Origin of the sequence: Microbulbifer weihaiensis, from assembly GCF_048323715.1 — a bacterium.
In the GTDB taxonomy this organism is placed as follows: Bacteria; Pseudomonadota; Gammaproteobacteria; order Pseudomonadales; family Cellvibrionaceae; genus Microbulbifer.
Genome location: NZ_JBLWFL010000023.1, coordinates 1 through 15,468 on the forward strand (window position 1 = coordinate 1; position 15,468 = coordinate 15,468).

Annotated in this window: 17 protein-coding genes; 15 read left to right on the forward strand and 2 right to left on the reverse strand. The window is 58.2% G+C overall.

Annotation, left to right across the window (positions count from 1 at the left end; genetic code table 11):
• Positions 1–344: 344 nt before the first annotated feature.
• Positions 345–2,075: a proline--tRNA ligase gene (locus tag ACNKU7_RS18035; protein ID WP_418298382.1), complete on the reverse strand. Its 1,731-nt coding sequence runs from the start codon at positions 2,073–2,075 to the stop codon at positions 345–347.
• 194 nt (positions 2,076–2,269) lie between these two features.
• Positions 2,270–2,701 (reverse strand): HU family DNA-binding protein, encoded by a 432-nt coding sequence (locus ACNKU7_RS18040; RefSeq protein WP_418298383.1) that lies wholly within the window; start codon positions 2,699–2,701, stop codon positions 2,270–2,272.
• A 308-nt stretch (positions 2,702–3,009) separates the two neighbouring features.
• Between ACNKU7_RS18040 and ACNKU7_RS18045 the strand changes: the two genes are divergently transcribed.
• The 15 genes from ACNKU7_RS18045 (at position 3,010) to queC (ending at position 15,352) form a co-directional block, all read left to right on the forward strand.
• On the forward strand, positions 3,010–3,273 hold the full coding sequence (locus tag ACNKU7_RS18045; RefSeq protein WP_418298384.1) for an FmdB family zinc ribbon protein: 264 nt from the start codon (positions 3,010–3,012) through the stop codon (positions 3,271–3,273).
• 32 nt (positions 3,274–3,305) lie between these two features.
• Positions 3,306–5,084, forward strand: a complete 1,779-nt coding sequence (gene aspS / locus ACNKU7_RS18050) for an aspartate--tRNA ligase (protein WP_418298385.1) — start codon at positions 3,306–3,308, stop codon at positions 5,082–5,084.
• Between the two features lie 65 nt (positions 5,085–5,149).
• The gene (locus tag ACNKU7_RS18055; RefSeq protein ID WP_418298386.1) at positions 5,150–5,893 is read left to right on the forward strand and encodes a YebC/PmpR family DNA-binding transcriptional regulator; all 744 of its coding nucleotides are present in this window, start codon (positions 5,150–5,152) and stop codon (positions 5,891–5,893) included.
• Between the two features lie 150 nt (positions 5,894–6,043).
• The gene (ruvC, locus tag ACNKU7_RS18060; RefSeq protein ID WP_418298387.1) at positions 6,044–6,574 is read left to right on the forward strand and encodes a crossover junction endodeoxyribonuclease RuvC; all 531 of its coding nucleotides are present in this window, start codon (positions 6,044–6,046) and stop codon (positions 6,572–6,574) included.
• 439 nt (positions 6,575–7,013) lie between these two features.
• Positions 7,014–7,625 carry a Holliday junction branch migration protein RuvA gene (ruvA, locus tag ACNKU7_RS18065; RefSeq protein WP_418298388.1) on the forward strand — a complete coding sequence of 204 codons (612 nt, stop codon included), beginning with the start codon at positions 7,014–7,016 and terminating at the stop codon, positions 7,623–7,625.
• An 18-nt stretch (positions 7,626–7,643) separates the two neighbouring features.
• On the forward strand, positions 7,644–8,663 hold the full coding sequence (ruvB, locus tag ACNKU7_RS18070) for a Holliday junction branch migration DNA helicase RuvB (protein WP_418298389.1): 1,020 nt from the start codon (positions 7,644–7,646) through the stop codon (positions 8,661–8,663).
• A gap of 110 nt (positions 8,664–8,773) precedes the next feature.
• Complete coding sequence (gene ybgC / locus ACNKU7_RS18075; RefSeq protein WP_418298390.1) at positions 8,774–9,196, forward strand: tol-pal system-associated acyl-CoA thioesterase; 423 nt, start codon at positions 8,774–8,776, stop codon at positions 9,194–9,196.
• A complete protein-coding gene (gene tolQ / locus ACNKU7_RS18080) occupies positions 9,183–9,872 on the forward strand; it encodes a protein TolQ (RefSeq protein WP_418298391.1) in 690 nt (229 codons plus the stop codon). The genes ybgC and tolQ overlap by 14 nt, the downstream gene beginning before the upstream one ends.
• A gap of 23 nt (positions 9,873–9,895) precedes the next feature.
• Positions 9,896–10,327, forward strand: a complete 432-nt coding sequence (gene tolR, locus ACNKU7_RS18085; RefSeq protein WP_226667974.1) for a protein TolR — start codon at positions 9,896–9,898, stop codon at positions 10,325–10,327.
• 19 nt (positions 10,328–10,346) lie between these two features.
• On the forward strand, positions 10,347–11,120 hold the full coding sequence (tolA, locus tag ACNKU7_RS18090) for a cell envelope integrity protein TolA (protein ID WP_418298392.1): 774 nt from the start codon (positions 10,347–10,349) through the stop codon (positions 11,118–11,120).
• Positions 11,120–12,415, forward strand: a complete 1,296-nt coding sequence (gene tolB / locus ACNKU7_RS18095; RefSeq protein WP_418298397.1) for a Tol-Pal system beta propeller repeat protein TolB — start codon at positions 11,120–11,122, stop codon at positions 12,413–12,415. Before tolA ends, tolB begins: the two co-directional genes overlap by 1 nt.
• A gap of 110 nt (positions 12,416–12,525) precedes the next feature.
• Complete coding sequence (locus tag ACNKU7_RS18100; RefSeq protein WP_418298393.1) at positions 12,526–13,005, forward strand: OmpA family protein; 480 nt, start codon at positions 12,526–12,528, stop codon at positions 13,003–13,005.
• 195 nt (positions 13,006–13,200) lie between these two features.
• Positions 13,201–13,851, forward strand: a complete 651-nt coding sequence (ybgF, locus tag ACNKU7_RS18105; protein ID WP_418298394.1) for a tol-pal system protein YbgF — start codon at positions 13,201–13,203, stop codon at positions 13,849–13,851.
• A gap of 137 nt (positions 13,852–13,988) precedes the next feature.
• On the forward strand, positions 13,989–14,648 hold the full coding sequence (queE, locus tag ACNKU7_RS18110) for a 7-carboxy-7-deazaguanine synthase QueE (protein WP_418298395.1): 660 nt from the start codon (positions 13,989–13,991) through the stop codon (positions 14,646–14,648).
• Between the two features lie 29 nt (positions 14,649–14,677).
• On the forward strand, positions 14,678–15,352 hold the full coding sequence (queC, locus tag ACNKU7_RS18115) for a 7-cyano-7-deazaguanine synthase QueC (RefSeq protein WP_418298396.1): 675 nt from the start codon (positions 14,678–14,680) through the stop codon (positions 15,350–15,352).
• The last annotated feature ends 116 nt before the right edge of the window (positions 15,353–15,468 follow it).

The following is a 15,468-nucleotide window of genomic DNA, read 5'->3' on the forward strand; positions in this document are numbered from 1 at the left end:
GTTTATGAAAAACTGCCGATTGCGAACAAGCCGAGTGTCGATCTGGAGCGTCATGTAATTGATAGCAGTATGACGCCTCGTCTGCGGCCGTCCTGGCCGCAGACGGTCCCGCAAATGTGCACCCGGTATCAGGGCCTTCGTATCAAGCCGCAGTGGTCATTACTAACCTGACAGAGCTGAGCGCTCGATGTGAAGGTCGAGTACTGGGGGATAGGTTTCGAAAGCGGCGGCGACAGGGACGTCGCCGACGCAGCGTAGGGATGTATTCACAGCGGTTTCGAAACCTATCCCCCGGTGCTTGACCGCCACTAGGCTGTCTTACAAAGCACCCGGAAAGGCGGGTCTTAGTGGGAGATCTTCTCAAGCAGAATGTCGATGATCTGATCCGCAGAAAACTCCTGGTTCTCGCTGTCACGGCGTCCCTTGTACTCGATATGGCCTTTCTCAAGACCGCGGTCGCCGACTACGATGCGGTGCGGAATACCCATCAGCTCGACGTCCGCCAGCATCGCACCGAGGCGCGCCTTGGGCTCATCCATCAGCAGGACATCAATACCCTTCGCAGACAGGGTCTCGTAGATGTGCTCGCACTTCTGCTGAACCAGTTCGCTCTTCTGCATATTGATCGGCACGATCGCCAGCTGGAACGGCGCAATGGCTTCCGGCCAGATGATGCCAGCGTCGTCGTGGTTCTGCTCGATAGCCGCCGCCACCACGCGGGAAACACCGATGCCATAGCAACCCATGGTCATCACCTGCTCCTTGCCGTTTTCGTCCAGTACGGTCGCGTTCATTGCGCGGCTGTACTTCTCGCCCAGCTGGAAAATGTGGCCCACCTCGATACCGCGCTTGATTTCCAGAGTGCCCTGACCGCAGGGGCTGGCATCGCCCGGTACTACATTGCGCAGGTCTTCCACGCGCTTCAGCGCCACATCGCGCTCCCAGTTCACACCGGTCAGGTGGTAGTCATCCTTGTTGGCGCCACAGATAAAGTCCGCCAGATGCGCCGCGGCGCGATCCACCAGCACCTCGATTTCCAGTCCAACAGGGCCCAGTGAACCGATACCACAGCCCAGTTCGGCGGCGATGCGCGCTTCCGGTGCAAACTGCAGCGGGCTGGCAACGCCGGGCAGCTTCTCGGCTTTCAGTTCGTTCAGGTCGTGATCGCCGCGCAGCACCAGGGCCACCAGCGGAGCGGTCTCGCCTTCTTCCTCGGTCTCGCCGAGTACGATCAGGGTCTTTACCGAGTGGGCCGGGTCGGTACCCAGGAACTCGCTGACTGCGGCAATGGTTTTCTGGTTGGGCGTGTGTACCTCAGCCATTTCCTTGCTGGCTGCCGGACGCTCGCCCGCCGGTGCTACCGCCTCCGCCAGCTCGACGTTGGCGGCGTAGCGGCTGCCGGTGGAGAACGCGATATCGTCTTCACCGCTTTGGGCCAGAACGTGGAACTCGTGGGAGCTGGAGCCACCGATAGAACCGGTATCAGCCAGCACCGGACGGTAGTCGAGGCCGATGCGGTCGAAGATACGGCAGTAGGCACCGTGCATGATGTCGTACGTTTCCTGCAGGGAATCCGCATTCAGGTGGAAGGAGTAGGCATCCTTCATAGTGAACTCACGCGCGCGCATAACGCCAAAGCGCGGGCGGATCTCGTCGCGGAATTTGGTCTGAATCTGGTAAAAATTGGCCGGCAGCTGCTTGTAGCTGCTGACTTCAGTGCGGATCAGGTCCGTGATCACTTCTTCGTGGGTCGGGCCCAGGCAGAAGGGGTTGTCGTGGCGGTCCTGGATGCGCAGCAGTTCGGGGCCATACTGCTGCCAGCGGCCGGATTCTTCCCACAGCTCCGCCGGCTGTACCACCGGCATCAACACTTCCAGTGCACCGGCACTGTTCATTTCCTCGCGCACAATCGCTTCAACCTTGCGCAATACGCGCAGGCCAGTGGGCATCCAGGTGTAGAGACCGGATGCCAGGCGGCGGATCATACCGGCGCGGAGCATCAGCTGGTGGCTAATGACCACTGCGTCATTGGGTGTTTCTTTCTGGGTGGCGATCAGGTAGCGGGAAGCGCGCATATTGCTTTCTTTATATGTCTGTAAAAATTGAAGGGCGGCTATTTTACGCCGGCGGTGACGGGTTTTGGTAGGGGCGCCCGGCTTCGATACAAAGTTACAGGTGCCGCCCTGTACCCTCTATTGCCGCAATGGTGGTGCCTGAAAAGCAGAAAACCCCGCGCAGGCGGGGTTTTCGTGGCGGAAAGCGGCGAGTATCAGGACTCGGCCATTTCTTTCAGCTTCTTCAGCGGGCGGATTTTCACCTGGATGCTGGCCGGCTTGGCCTTGAAGGTGGTCTCTTCACCAGTGAAGGGGTTGATACCCTTGCGGGCTTTCTTGGCCGGCTTCTTCACAGTGGTGATTTTCAGCAGGCCCGGCAGGGCAAACTCGCCAACTGCGCGCTTTTTCACGTGGCCTTCGATCACGTTGGTCAGTTCGTCCAGAACAGCCTGTACCTGCTTGCGGGACAGTTCAGTGCTTTCGGCGATCTGGTTCAGGATCTGGGTCTTGGTGTACTTCTCTTTAACAGCGGTCACTTTCTTGGCCGGAGCGGCCTTCGGTGCTGCTGCTTTCTTGGCTGGAGCCTTTTTGGCTGCAGTCTTCTTGGCGGGGGCTTTCTTAGCTGCGGCTTTCTTGCTTGCGGCCATCGTTAGCTTCCTTTTGTATAAATGTTTTATCCGATTGAAAGTGGTTCGGGAGGTTCGGAAAACGCCCGAAATCCCCAGTACAACAGGGTGTTCCCAAGTACTGGACTGAGTATATCCAGTTTTTATCCGTGCGCACGGGGAAAAATTGGAAAAAAAGTGCTTTTTTACAGGGGTTTGGCTGGATTTTAGCCTTGTGTGCCCCGGCCGGGGGCAGTTGATGCCCTCTGTGTACCGGTAACTTCTTCCCTCCCCAGCGCTCATGTATAATCTGCGCCCCTTTGGATTCCGTGAGATTTCGGGTAACAGCAATGCCTATCTACGAATACCAGTGCAAGGCCTGTGGCCACCAGTTGGAAGCCCTGCAGCGTATGAGCGACGCTCCGCTGACAGATTGCCCCGCCTGCAACCAGGCTGAACTGACCAAGAAAATTTCCGCGGCCGGATTCCGCCTCAAGGGCGGCGGTTGGTACGAAACCGACTTCAAGACCGGCAGCAAGAAGAATCTGGCCGGAGATGCCGCCAAACCGAACAAGGACAAACCGGCAGCCGCCGGCAGTGCCAAAGCAAGCTGATTCAACACTACTGACTAAGGGAATAAGACTCCATGCGCACCGACTACTGTGGCGCCCTGCGATCCGCTGATATAGACCGCGAAGTAACCCTGTGTGGCTGGGTAGACCGCCGCCGCGACCATGGTGGAGTGATCTTCATCGACCTGCGTGACCGGGACGGCATTGCCCAGGTCGTGTTCGACCCGGATGCCGCCGAGCACTTCGAGCTCGCCGACCGGGTGCGCAGCGAGTATGTGTTGAAGGTGACCGGTCGTGTACGCGCGCGTGCACCAGAAGCGGTGAACCCGAATATGGTGACCGGTGAGATCGAGGTGTACGGCCTGCAGCTGGAGATCCTCAATACCGCCGAGACCCCGCCCTTCCAGCTGGATGAGCACACCGCGGTCGGTGAAGATGTCCGCCTGAAATACCGGTATCTGGATCTGCGCCGCAACGAAATGCAGCGCAACCTGCGCTTCCGCTCCCAGATCACCAACGCCATCCGCAACTACCTGGACGGTGAGGGCTTCCTGGATATCGAGACCCCGATCCTGACCCGTGCAACCCCGGAAGGCGCCCGCGATTACCTGGTGCCGAGCCGTACCCACGGTGGCAAGTTCTTCGCCCTGCCGCAGTCCCCGCAGTTGTTCAAGCAGCTGCTGATGGTTTCCGGTTTTGACCGCTATTACCAGATCGCCAAGTGCTTCCGCGATGAAGACCTGCGTGCAGACCGCCAGCCGGAATTCACTCAGATCGATATCGAAACTGCATTCCTGGATGAAAACGCCATCATGTCCATTACCGAGGGCATGATCCGCAAGTTGTTCAAAGAGCTGAAAGGTGTGGAGCTGGGCGAGTTCCCGCGTATGCCATACAGCGAAGCGATGGCCAAGTTCGGTTCCGACAAACCGGATCTGCGTATCCCGCTGGAGCTGGTGGACATCAAGGATCTGATGACCGAAGTGGACTTCAAGGTGTTCTCCGGTCCCGCCAATGATCCAAATGGCCGTGTTACCGCGCTGAAAGTGACTGGCGGCAACGACAAGCTCACGCGCAAGCAGATCGACGATTACACCAAATTCGTCGGTATTTACGGTGCTAAAGGCCTGGCCTACATCAAGGTCAACGATCGCGCAGACCTGGAAAATGGCCTGCAGTCACCGATCGTGAAGTTCCTGCCGAATGACGTGCGCGGTGCGATCCTGGATCGCCTGCAGGCACAAAATGGCGACCTGATCTTCTTCGGTGCGGACAAGGGCAAGATCGTTACCGAGGCCCTCGGTGCCCTGCGTTGCAAACTGGGTGAAGACCTCGACCTGTATGTGGCTGAGTGGGCGCCGCTGTGGGTGGTGGACTTCCCGATGTTCGAAGAGAACGACGATGGCAGCCTTACTGCACTGCACCACCCGTTCACCGCGCCTTCCTGTGCGCCGGATGAGCTGGAGAAAAACCCGCTTGCAGCCTTGTCCCGTGCCTATGACATGGTACTGAACGGCACCGAGCTGGGTGGTGGCTCCATCCGTATCCACAACCAGGATATGCAGCAGACCGTATTCCGCGTGCTGGGTATTGAGGAAGAAGAGCAGCGCGAGAAGTTTGGCTTCCTGCTCGACGCCCTCAAGTACGGTGCTCCGCCCCACGGTGGCCTGGCATTCGGTCTCGACCGTCTGGTAATGCTGATGACCGCTAGCGATTCCATTCGCGACGTGATCGCTTTCCCCAAAACCCAGAGCGCGGCCTGTGTGATGACCGACGCCCCCGGCCTGGTGGATACCAAGCAGTTGCGGGAGCTGAGCATTCGCCTGCGCAGCAAAGAAGACCAGATTAGTTAAGTTGGAAAGACCGCTGCAAGAGCCTGCCCGCAGGCTCTTGCAGGGAGACGACGTAGGAGACATCGATGGCTGGACATAGTAAATGGGCCAACATCAAGCACCGCAAAGCAGCTCAGGATGCCAAGCGGGGTAAGGTTTTCACCAAGATTATTCGCGAGCTGACCGTTGCCGCGAAGGGTGGTGCCAATCCGGATGACAACCCCACTCTCCGCGCCACCATCGATAAAGCGCTGGGCGCAAACATGAAGCGCGACACCATCGACAAGGCGATAGCCCGTGGTGCCGGCAATGCGGAAGGTGACAACTACGAGTCGGTAACCTACGAAGGGTACGGCGTTGGCGGGGTAGCGGTGCTGGTTGAATGCCTGACCGACAACCGCAATCGTACCGTGGCGGACGTGCGCCATGCTTTCACCAAGCGGGGCGGCAACCTGGGTACCGACGGATCCGTTGCCTATCTGTTCTCCCGCAAGGGGCAGATGTATTACGAGCCGGGCGTGGATGAAGATGCCTTGATGGAAGCGGCGATGGAGGCCGGTGCCGAAGACATCGAAACCAATGATGATGGCAGTATTGAGGTGACTACAGAGTTCACCGATTACATGCCGGTGAAGGATGCGCTGACAGAAGCGGGTTTTGCGCCGAGCAATGCTGAAATCGCGATGATCCCGTCCACGACTGTGCCCCTGGATAAAGAGGGCGCAGAGAAGGTGTTGGCGCTCGTGGATATGCTGGAAGACCTGGACGACGTCCAGAACGTGTATACCAATGCCGATATCCCGGAAGAGGTGATGGCTGAGCTGGGTTGAACCCTCTCTTCAACTGCCAGTGAAAATGCCCCGCTTGCCGGGGCATTTTTGTTTCTGCCGGAAAGAACTCCGCGATCCTCCTTGACGCTCGCGCGCGGCCTTGGGACACTTCCCGCATTAATTGTATAAATGTACAGGGGATTGCCTGCCGTGACCCGAATTCTGGGGATTGATCCCGGCTCGCGTAAAACCGGGTACGGCCTGATTGACGTGGATCGATCCCATGCCCGCTACGTGGCCAGCGGCGTCATTCGCCTCCCCGACGGGCCTCTGCCCGAGCGCCTCAAACTGATATTTGATGCCGTCAGCCAGATTGCGCAGCAGTACCAGCCGCAGGAAATGGCGATCGAAAACGTGTTTATGTCCAAAAGCGCCGGATCTGCCCTGAAACTGGGGCAGGCGAGGGGTGCGGCCATTGTGGCTGCAACCCATGCGGATCTGTCTGTGGCCGAGTATGAAGCGCGCAAGGTCAAGCAGGCGGTGGTGGGCAATGGTGGGGCGGACAAGCTGCAGGTGCAGCATATGGTTAAAACCCTGCTGAAACTGCCTGCCTCACCGCAGGAAGATGCCGCGGATGCACTCGCTGTGGCGCTTTGTCACATGCATACCATGCAGACTTTGATTCAGTCTTCGGCGGGTTCCCGGGCACGTTTCCGTCGTGGGCGATTGAGCGTTACATAGTTGCCATTGGGTGGTGTTTCTAGCTATGTGGTCCGCTGTTGGTGAAATTGGTGGCGGCTTTGCTTACCGGGTACACCTTTGCGGGACGCGCCGTGTACCCATCCATGGGGGCTCGGATGCGGCCGTTCGGGCCGCATACGGCCCCGCAAAGGTGTACTCGGTATCAAATCCTTCATTTCGGACTGCGGTGCTTCCGAAACCCGCCGGGTGTGGCAAGTAACCTTTAAGTTTGTGCAATATACGAAGCGAAAGTGCTGCAGCCGGTGAGGGTTTGCGAGACCTTCTAAAACAGGGATGTTTTAGAAGAGCCCCTATGGATGGGTTCACGGCGTGTCTCGCAAACCCTTACCGGCTGTAGTGCTGCCACATAACTGGAAAAATGCGTACCACCGGACTTCAACGTAAGCCCGGAACCCAGAATGTAGGATCAGGAATAACAATGATCGGAAGACTGACCGGCACCCTTGCCGCCATCCAGCCACCACAACTATTGGTGGACGTTCAGGGCGTGGGCTATGAAGTGCTGGCCCCCATGACCACAATTTTCGAGCTCCCGCAGCTCGGTGGCAGTGTGCAATTGCATACCCACCTGGCGGTATCGGAAACGTCACAGCAGTTGTTCGGATTTATCCGCGAGAACGACCGTCAACTGTTCCGTACCCTGATCAAAGTGAACGGCGTTGGCCCGAAGATGGCGCTTGCCATCCTGTCCGGGCTGGACGGCGCCGCGCTGGCCCGCTGCGTGGCAGAAGACAATGTCGGCGCGCTGGTGAAAGTACCCGGCGTCGGCAAGAAAACTGCCGAGCGCCTGATCATCGAGCTGCGCGGCAAGCTCGCGCCACAGGCCGGTGACCTCGGCGATCTGCCGCTGCTCGCCGCAAGCGCCGAGCCCAAAGTGGATCACGCCGGCGAAGCCGAAAGTGCACTCGCCGCACTGGGCTACAAACCCACCGATGCCAGCAAAATGGTGGCCCGCGCCAGCAAAGAGCAGCCCGATGCCGACAGCGCCACCCTGATTCGCCTTGCGCTGAAAAGCATGGCGCCAGCCTGACCCTAGTGAGAAATACCCGTGATCGAAGCTGACCGCCTGATTGCCCCCGAGCCCATCGGCCCCTCCGGGCAGGAAGAACAATACGACCGCGCCGTGCGCCCCAAGAGCCTCGCTGATTACGTCGGCCAGCCGGTGGTGCGCGAGCAGATGGAGATTTTCATTCAGGCCGCCAAACTGCGTGGCGAAGCGCTGGATCACACCCTCGTATTCGGCCCTCCCGGTCTGGGCAAGACCACGCTGGCCAATATCATCGCCGCCGAGATGGGCGTGGCGATCAAGACCACCTCGGGGCCGGTACTGGAAAAAGCCGGTGACCTGGCCGCAATCATGACCAACCTCGAGCCCGGCGACGTCCTTTTTATTGACGAGATTCACCGCCTTAGCCCACATGTGGAAGAAGTTCTGTATCCGGCGATGGAGGACTACCAGCTCGACATCATGATCGGGGAGGGGCCGGCCGCCCGCTCGATCAAGCTCGACCTGCCGCCTTTTACCCTCGTTGGCGCCACCACGCGCGCCGGCCTGCTGACGTCACCGCTGCGGGATCGCTTCGGCATTGTGCAGCGGCTTGAGTTCTACAATGTCGAGGACCTGACCAGCATTGTTGGCCGTTCAGCCAGCCTGATGGGGGTCGATATGGATGAGGGTGGGGCGCTGGAAGTGGCGCGCCGTGCCCGTGGCACCCCGCGCATTGCCAATCGCCTGCTGCGCCGGGTGCGGGATTTTGCCGATGTGAAAAACGGCGGCAAGGCCTGTGCGGAAACGGCCGACCGCGCATTGAATATGCTGAACGTCGATGTCCGTGGTTTCGATCAGCTGGATCGACGCATGCTGCTGACCATGATTGAAAAGTTCGACGGTGGCCCGGTGGGTGTAGACAGCCTCGCAGCCGCCATCAGCGAAGAGCGCGATACCATCGAGGACGTGCTCGAGCCCTACCTGATCCAGCAGGGTTACCTTACCCGCACCCCGCGTGGCCGGGTGGTTACCGCCCTCGCTTACGAGCATTTCGGTATCCCCAAGCCCGACCGCACCTGATCACCCGCTGACTAAGGCGTCGCGATCCTGTAGCATCACGGTCTTTGTGGTGTTGGTTACCAGCAGGCACCAGCACCGCAGGCCGTGATCGATAAGAATAAGGATCGTGTGTGTCAGAACCCTTCAGTATTCCCATCCGCGTTTATATCGAAGATACCGATGCTGGCGGAATCGTCTATTACGTCAATTATTTAAAGTATATGGAGCGCGCGCGCACAGAATTGGTTCGCTCGCTCGGATATGATAAGCCGGCCATCCCCGAACAGGGGCTATTGCTCGTGGTGCATTCAGCGGAGGTTCAGTATCGCCGCTCTGCAATGCTCGACGACGCATTGCAGGCCAGCGCAGCGATTGGCAAACTGGGGCGCGCCGCGATCACCTTTGAACAGAAAATCTGGCGCGGTAATGAAATTATTTGCGAGGGTGTTGTCAAAGTGGCCTGCGTGGATGACGCCAGCCGCAAACCCTGCGCATTACCCGAATCTATCTATCAAGCATTGAAGGCAGCGAGTCAAAAAAATGAATGCCGGTGAACAACTTTCTCTGTGGGGGCTGATTTCCAGTGCCAGTCTGCTGGTGCAGCTGGTGATGTTGCTGCTCCTGCTGGCCTCCGTGATTTCCTGGGTGATGATCATTCAGCGCGGCAGTTACCTGTCCAAGGCAAAAAAGTCGCTGGTGAACTTCGAGCGCCGCTTCTGGTCCGGTACCGACCTCAATCAGCTGTTCCGCGACGGCAATGCCCGCGCAGAAAAGGGCAGAATGGATGGGGTGGAATCCATTTTCCGCGCCGGCTTCACTGAATTTACCCGCCTTCGCCAGCAGGGCAAGAGCAGCCCTGAAGCGGTCATGGAAGGAACGGAGCGCGCAATGCGTGTCGCCATGTCCCGCGAGCAGGAAAAGGTCGAGATGAACCTGCCATTCCTGGCGACGGTCGGCTCCGTCAGCCCCTACATCGGCCTGTTCGGCACGGTTTGGGGGATCATGAACTCGTTCCGCGGCCTCGCCACCATGCACCAGGCAACGATTGCCACTGTGGCGCCCGGTATCAGTGAGGCCCTGGTGGCCACGGCGATGGGCCTGTTCGCCGCTATCCCGGCAGTAATGGCCTATAACCGTTATTCCGCACGCGCTGAATGGCTGCTGTCCAGCTATGAGACCTTCGCCGAAGAGTTCTCCTCCATCCTGCACCGCAAAGTGCACTCCAGCTAAAGGGTTCCCAAAAGAGCGAAGCCATGAGCAATTTTCGCAAATCCCCCAAGCGCAAGCTGGTCTCCGAGATCAACGTGGTGCCCTACATCGATGTGATGCTGGTGCTGTTGATCGTATTTATGGTGACTGCGCCCTTGCTGATGCAGGGGGTCAAAGTTGACTTGCCGGATGCCCCTTCCGCGCCCATCGATGATACCGATGATGAACCCTTGATCGTGTCCGTGCGCGCCGACGGCACCTACTACCTGAATCTGGGCGAGGATGAAAAGGTAGAGAAGCCGCTGAGTGAGATTAAGGAAACGGTCGCCAAGGTTCTGCGCCAGAAGCCCAAGACGCCGGTTCTGGTATGGGGTGATACCGATGCCAAATACGGCCTGATCGTCAGCGCCATGACGCACCTGCAACAGGCAGGCGCTCCCAGCGTGGGGCTCGTTACCGAGCCTCCATCGGAATAACAGGGATAGCGAGACTGGTATGAATGGCTCTTATGGCCCCGCTATCGTTATCAGTGTTGCCCTGCACGCGTTGCTGATCGCGGTTCTCACCTTTGGCTGGGAAGCCGAGCACCAGCGCGAGCTCAAGCCTATGCCCAAGTTCGTTCAGGCAAAGCTGGTCACCATGGAGTCCAAGGCGGACAAGAAGAAAGCGCCGCCAAAGGTGGACTTGATCAAGCAGCGTCAGCAGCAACAGGAACGCCAGCGCAAGGCTGAGGAAGAAAAGCAGCGCAAAGCAGCGGCAGAGCGCAAGAAGAAAGAAGAAGCGGATAAGAAGCGCAAAGCGGAAGCGGCGCGCAAGAAGCGTGAAGCGGAAGAGAAAGCGCGCAAGGAGAAAGAGCGCAAAGAGCGCGAGCGCCAGGAGCAGATGGAAAAGGAGCGTAAAAGCGCCTTTGAGGAGGCCCTGGAGGAAGAAGATGAGCTGCGTGAGGCCAGTGACGACTCCGAGGCCGTCATGTCCGTGGCCCAGGCCATCCAGCAGCGCATTGAGGATGTGTGGAGCCGGCCGCCCAGCGCGCGCAACGGCATGGTTGTTGAAGTTCAGATCAACTTTGTCCCCACCGGTCGCGTAGTGGCATCGACCATTACCAAGGGAAGCGGCAACGCGGCTGTGGACAGATCGGTTCTGACCGCAATCAAGAAAGTAGAAGTTTTTCCGGAAGTGGCCGATGTGGCCAGAGAGGAACCGGCGCTGTTTGAGCGCCAGATACGTACTACCAAACTGATATTCCGAGTCGAAGGCCTGCGCCAATGATGAAAAAAACAGTCTCTTTACTCTTCGCCACCCTTGTCAGCTGTGTGTTGGCCATATCGGCCCATGCGCAGCTGGTGGTTGAAATTTCCCGTGGTAATGACAACCCGACGCCGATCGCGGTGGCACCGTTCGACTGGTCCGGCGGTGGCGTGCTGCCTGAGGACGTCGCGGAAATTGTGTCGGCGGACCTGCGTCGCAGTGGTCTGTTCGACCCGGTACCCCGTGCCGATATGCTGTCATTTCCCAAAACCCCCGAAGAGGTCAGCTTTCGCGACTGGCGTATTCTGGGTACCGAGTATGTCGTCACTGGGCGCATCCAGCCCCAGGCCGGCGGCTATCTGCTCAGCTTTGACCTGGTAAACATCTTCGGACAGAACAAGATGTTTACCAAGCAGGTCACCGGTGGGGCTCAGCAGTTGCGGGACATCGCGCATCGCGCGGCGGACGAGATTTATGAGGCGATTACCGGCATTCGCGGTGCTTTCGGCACCCAGATGGTCTATGTGCAGGAGACGCAGAGAGGCGGCAAGCCCAGCTACGCCCTGATGCTGTCTGACATCGATGGCGCCCGCGCGCGCCAGGTTCGCCGCTTCTCCCAGCCGGTCATGTCCCCGATGTGGTCGCCCAACGGACAGGAAGTGGCTTACGTTTCCTTTGAAACCGGCCGCCCGGCGATCTTCCGCGAGAACCTTCGTACCGGTGCGCGCCAGCAGCTGACCAACTTCAAAGGGTTAAACAGTTCACCGACTTGGTCGCCGGATGGAACTAAATTGGCGATGGTCCTCTCGAAGGACGGCAATCCTGAGATCTATGTGCTCGATTTGACCACCGGCAAGTTCACGCGGATGACTCGCCACTTCTCAATTGATACCGAACCGAACTGGATGCCGGACGGAAAATCACTGGTTTTTACCTCCGATAGGGGAGGTAAGCCACAAATTTATCAATTGACTCTTGCCACGGGTCAAGTCGACCGCTTAACCTTCGATGGCGACTACAACGCGCGCCCGCGGGTTTCCCCCGATGGCAAAACGCTGGTTATGGTGCACCGTAGCAGGGGGGTTTTCACGATTGCTACGATGGATATCGTATCCGGCAGAATGCGAGTCCTTACGGAGACGCGCCTGGACGAATCCCCGAGCATTGCGCCCAATGGCGCGATGCTGATGTACGCCACGAAGCGGGGGAGCAAGGGTATTCTAGCTGCGGTATCGCTGGATGCCGGGGTGAAATATAGCCTGCCTTCTCAGCAGGGAGATGTCCGCGAGCCGGCGTGGTCGCCTTACTTTGATTGATGAAGTACCTGCTGTCAGTCTTCTGTGCTGGCAGCAGGTGTGAGATCAAACAAATAAGAAGAGATGAAAGTCTTGCAGGATTTTTCGATAACACTAAAGCGGAGTTGTTTATGTTTAAATCAGTAAAAACTGGTCTTGGTCTGGCTTGCGTACTGGCAGTAATGGCCGGTTGTTCCAGCACCGACACCGATGACAGCGCCAACCAGATGGTTGAGCAGACCCCTCCTCCGGTAGTTGAAGATACTACCCCGGCTGAAACCGTAGTGCCGCTGGACAACGTCGTATACTTCGACTTCGACCAGACTCTGCTGAAGCCGTCTACCCGTGAGCTGCTGATCAAGCACGCTGACCGTATGCGCAGCGGCGTAACCGGTTCTGTGCGTCTGGAAGGCCACGCTGACGAGCTGGGTACTCGCGAGTACAACCTGGCCCTGGGTGAGCGTCGTGCCAACGCCGTTCGCGATTTCCTGGTACTGCAAGGTGTAGACGCTGCAAACCTGGAAGTAATCAGCTACGGTGAAGAGCGTCCGGCGCAGGAAGGTTCCAGCGAAAGCGCACGCGCAATGAACCGTCGTGTGGTGATCAACTAATCTAAAAGCATGCAATTGACTTTTTTGATTAGAAGTATCGCGATAGCCGCAGCCAGTATGGCTGCGGCTTCGTCCGCATTCTCACAGGCTCCGATCGTTGATCTGTCAGGTGGCAGTCAGCCCGTTCGGAGTACTCAAACTCCGCCCCCGTCAGGTTATCCACAACTGGCCAGTCGCACCGACACTTCCGGGGGAATGGCACAAGCCAACCCTCAAGCCGATGCGTACTACCAGATGCAGGTACTTCAGCAGGAAGTACAGGAGCTTCGCGGTGCCGTGGAAGAGCTGAGACATGAAGTCAAGCGCCTGCGCCAGCAGCGCACAGAAGACTACATGGATCTGGATCGCAGGATTGCCCGCCTGTCGGGAGAGAGTCCTGCCAGTGGCGCACCGGAAGGAGAAGACGCCGGTGCTAGTGCTACTTCCCCTGCAGTGCCCGGAACCACTTCTGGTGGTGCCGATACAGGCAGCAGCGAGGATGAGAAAGAGCGCTATCAGTCCAGCTTTGGTCTCGCTCGGAAAGGGGATTACGACGGCGCCAGCAAGGCCTTCAAAAGCCTGCTCGAGGACTACCCGAATGGCCAGTACGCGCCAAATGCCAATTACTGGCTTGGAGAAATCGCACTGGTACAGGGCAATGTAGAAGAGGCACGCCAGTGGTTTGTGGCGCTGCTCGATGGCTACCCCCAGTCTTCCAAGGTTTGGGATGGTCGTTACAAGCTGGGTACCGTGTACCACCAGTTGGGCGATAACACCAAAGCAAAAGAGTTACTTGAGCAAGTCGCCCAGAGTGACGCTCGAGCTTCAGGGCTTGCCAAGCAGTACCTGAAAGAGAACTTTCAATAGCCAGTGGCGGCAGCTGAACCTGTCGATGCTGGTTTTGTGATCAAAAAGACTCTATGATCCCGCGCCCGGGTGGCATCCGCCTCCCGGGCATTTTTATGTGCGTCAACTGCCAGATGGCTGGCGCAGGCAGTGGAATCATGACCGATCTGACCGCGGAGTCTCTCCGCATAAGCGAAATTTTCTATTCTCTGCAGGGCGAAGCGCGGGACTCCGGGCGCCCGACGGTGTTTGTGCGCCTGACAGGTTGTCCGTTGCGTTGCACCTATTGCGACTCCGAGTACGCCTTTTATGGCGGCGAACGGATGTCACTGGCTGAAATCTTGCAGAAAGTCCGCAGTTATCCCGCACGTTACGTGTGCGTGACCGGTGGTGAGCCGCTGGCACAACCCAATTGCTTGCCGCTGTTGACCGCACTGTGTGACGCCGGTTACCAGGTTTCGCTGGAAACCAGCGGCGCCATGCCTGTGGATAAAGTCGACAGCCGGGTATCCCGTGTGGTTGACCTCAAGACGCCGGCTTCGGGCGAGCAGTCGCGCAACTGCATGGAAAACATGCCGTTACTGAACCAGAACGACCAGATCAAGTTCGTGATCTGCGATCGCGGTGACTATGACTGGGCGAGGTTTACTCTGGATCAATATCGCCTGAGCGAACGGGTCGGGGAGGTTTTGTTCTCGCCGAGCTATGAGCAGCTGCCCGCGCGCCAACTGGCGGAGTGGATCATTGAAGACGGCCTGCCGGTTCGGATGCAGCTACAGCTGCACAAGCTGCTGTGGGGTGATATTCCCGGCGTCTGACGCACTGAATACGACCGATGGAACTGAACATGACAGAAAAGAAAGCCGTAGTTTTGTTATCGGGTGGCCTGGATTCGGCCACTGTTTTGGCAATGGCCCGTGCAGAGGGCTACACCTGTTATGCCCTGGGCTTCGACTACGGCCAACGGCACAGCGCGGAGCTGCTGGCGGCTCAGCGTGTTGCGGCTGACCTGGATGCGAAAGAGCACAAGGTCGTCAAGCTGGATCTGCGGGTCATCGGTGGCTCAGCGTTGACCGATGATTCGATTGACGTACCGGAAGAAGAGAGCACCGGCATCCCGGTAACCTACGTGCCGGCGCGCAACACGGTATTCCTGTCCATTGCTTTGGGCTGGGCAGAAGTACTGGGGGCGCAAGATATTTTTGTGGGCGTCAACGCGGTTGACTATTCTGGATACCCGGATTGCCGACCGGAGTACATCGAGGCGTTCGAGAAGATGGCGAACCTTGCGACGAAGGCGGGTGTAGAGGGCAACAAACTCAACATACGCGCGCCGCTGATGAAAATGACCAAGGCGGATATCGTCAAGCGCGGCACGGAACTGGGTGTGGATTACAGTCTCACCGTGAGCTGCTACCAGGCCCAGCCCAACGGCGCTGCCTGCGGCCGCTGTGACAGTTGTCGTCTCCGAGCGGCCGGCTTTGCCGAAGCTGGGCTGGCTGATCCCACGGTGTATGTGTGAATTTACCTGTTGGATCCTAAGCCCTTCAAATTGTTAGAAATTTTTTTGTAATCAAGGCTTGTGTTTTCGATTTAGATCCGTAAGATACGCAGCTCCTCGGTTGAGGTGGTCAAGGG

What these genes read in the sequence shown, in the direction of transcription:
- ybgF (WP_418298394.1), top strand. Translation starts at nt 13,201, where the DNA reads ATGGCACAAGCCAACCCTCAAGCCGATGCGTACTACCAGATGCAGGTA.
- tolQ (WP_418298391.1), top strand. Translation starts at nt 9,183, where the DNA reads ATGAATGCCGGTGAACAACTTTCTCTGTGGGGGCTGATTTCCAGTGCC.
- ACNKU7_RS18045 (WP_418298384.1), top strand. Translation starts at nt 3,010, where the DNA reads ATGCCTATCTACGAATACCAGTGCAAGGCCTGTGGCCACCAGTTGGAA.
- ACNKU7_RS18100 (WP_418298393.1), top strand. Translation starts at nt 12,526, where the DNA reads ATGTTTAAATCAGTAAAAACTGGTCTTGGTCTGGCTTGCGTACTGGCA.
- ACNKU7_RS18035 (WP_418298382.1), bottom strand. Translation starts at nt 2,075, where the DNA reads ATGCGCGCTTCCCGCTACCTGATCGCCACCCAGAAAGAAACACCCAAT.
- queE (WP_418298395.1), top strand. Translation starts at nt 13,989, where the DNA reads ATGACCGATCTGACCGCGGAGTCTCTCCGCATAAGCGAAATTTTCTAT.
- tolB (WP_418298397.1), top strand. Translation starts at nt 11,120, where the DNA reads ATGAAAAAAACAGTCTCTTTACTCTTCGCCACCCTTGTCAGCTGTGTG.
- ACNKU7_RS18055 (WP_418298386.1), top strand. Translation starts at nt 5,150, where the DNA reads ATGGCTGGACATAGTAAATGGGCCAACATCAAGCACCGCAAAGCAGCT.
- ACNKU7_RS18040 (WP_418298383.1), bottom strand. Translation starts at nt 2,701, where the DNA reads ATGGCCGCAAGCAAGAAAGCCGCAGCTAAGAAAGCCCCCGCCAAGAAG.
- ruvA (WP_418298388.1), top strand. Translation starts at nt 7,014, where the DNA reads ATGATCGGAAGACTGACCGGCACCCTTGCCGCCATCCAGCCACCACAA.
- tolA (WP_418298392.1), top strand. Translation starts at nt 10,347, where the DNA reads ATGAATGGCTCTTATGGCCCCGCTATCGTTATCAGTGTTGCCCTGCAC.
- tolR (WP_226667974.1), top strand. Translation starts at nt 9,896, where the DNA reads ATGAGCAATTTTCGCAAATCCCCCAAGCGCAAGCTGGTCTCCGAGATC.
- queC (WP_418298396.1), top strand. Translation starts at nt 14,678, where the DNA reads ATGACAGAAAAGAAAGCCGTAGTTTTGTTATCGGGTGGCCTGGATTCG.
- aspS (WP_418298385.1), top strand. Translation starts at nt 3,306, where the DNA reads ATGCGCACCGACTACTGTGGCGCCCTGCGATCCGCTGATATAGACCGC.